The organism is Streptosporangium sp. NPDC002544, assembly GCF_040295965.1.
GTDB lineage: Bacteria > Actinomycetota > Actinomycetes > Streptosporangiales > Streptosporangiaceae > Streptosporangium.
This window is the reverse complement of the sequence record NZ_JBEOWJ010000098.1, coordinates 1-1,030: the sequence shown is the minus strand read 5'-3', so window position 1 is coordinate 1,030 and position 1,030 is coordinate 1. Positions and strand designations below refer to the sequence as shown.

Annotated in this window: 1 protein-coding gene; it reads left to right on the top strand. The window is 61.8% G+C overall.

Translation table 11 applies throughout. The features are described from left to right. Positions 1-57: 57 nt before the first annotated feature. Positions 58-1,008 (top strand): IS481 family transposase, encoded by a 951-nt coding sequence (locus tag ABT061_RS48295; RefSeq protein ID WP_350930451.1) that lies wholly within the window; start codon positions 58-60, stop codon positions 1,006-1,008. The last annotated feature ends 22 nt before the right edge of the window (positions 1,009-1,030 follow it).

The window sequence follows — 1,030 nt, the reverse complement described above, 5'->3', positions numbered from 1 at the left end:
TCTAAAACTGACGAACATCGTTGACACCTGGGTCTCCGACCACTACGGAGACCGTCTATGTCGACTTCCCCGAACCCCCCACTCGACCGTGAAGCCAAGCGGCGCCTGGCGGTCATCCGTCACGTCGAAGAGGTCTCGGGCAACGTCGCGCTGACGTGCCGCTACTACGGGATCAGCCGGCAGGCGTACTACGTCTGGTACCGCCGTTACCTGACCGAGGGCATCGAGGGCCTGCGTACTCGCTCCAAGCGGCCCAAGACCAGCCCGAACGCCACGCACGCCGAGGTCGTACAAAAGATCATCTATCTGCGGCAGAACTACCACTTCGGCCCGGAGAAGATCTCGATGTACCTTAAGCGGTACCACGACGTCACCATCAGCCGCTCAGGCGTCTGGCGGATCCTCAAGCGCCTGGACATGGGCCGGTTGCCGGCCTCCCAGCGCTACAAACGCCACGACAAGCGGTGGAAACGCTACGAGAAGCAGCTGCCCGGCCACCGCGTCCAGATCGACGTCAAGTTCATCGAACCCATCGCCGGCGTCACCGGCCGCAAGGGCGGCCGCAACAAGTACTACCAGTTCACCGCGATCGACGACTGCACCCGGCTGCGCGTGCTGCGCATCTATCCCCAGCTCAACCAGAAGACCGCCATCCAGTTCCTCGACTACGTGCTGCAGCGCCTGCCCTTCCAGGTGCAGGTTGTCCAGACCGACAACGGAGCGGAGTTCCAATCGGCCTTCCACTGGCACGTGCTGGACAAGGGCATCAACCACGTCTACATCAAGCCCCGCACACCGCGGCTGAACGGCAAGGTCGAACGCTCACACCGCATCGACGCCGAAGAGTTCTACCGGATGCTGGACGGTGTCGTCATCGACGACGCCGAGGTCTTCAACGACAAGCTTCGCGAATGGGAGGACTACTACAACTACGATCGACCCCATGGCGGCCTCAGCGGCCAGACCCCCTACGAACGCCTTAAGCAGAAGACTCAGACCCAGGCGTAAACGATCAATGTCAGTTGCACAC

Coding starts and splice junctions, on each gene's coding strand:
- ABT061_RS48295 (WP_350930451.1), top strand. CDS start 58: ATGTCGACTTCCCCGAACCCCCCACTCGACCGTGAAGCCAAGCGGCGC.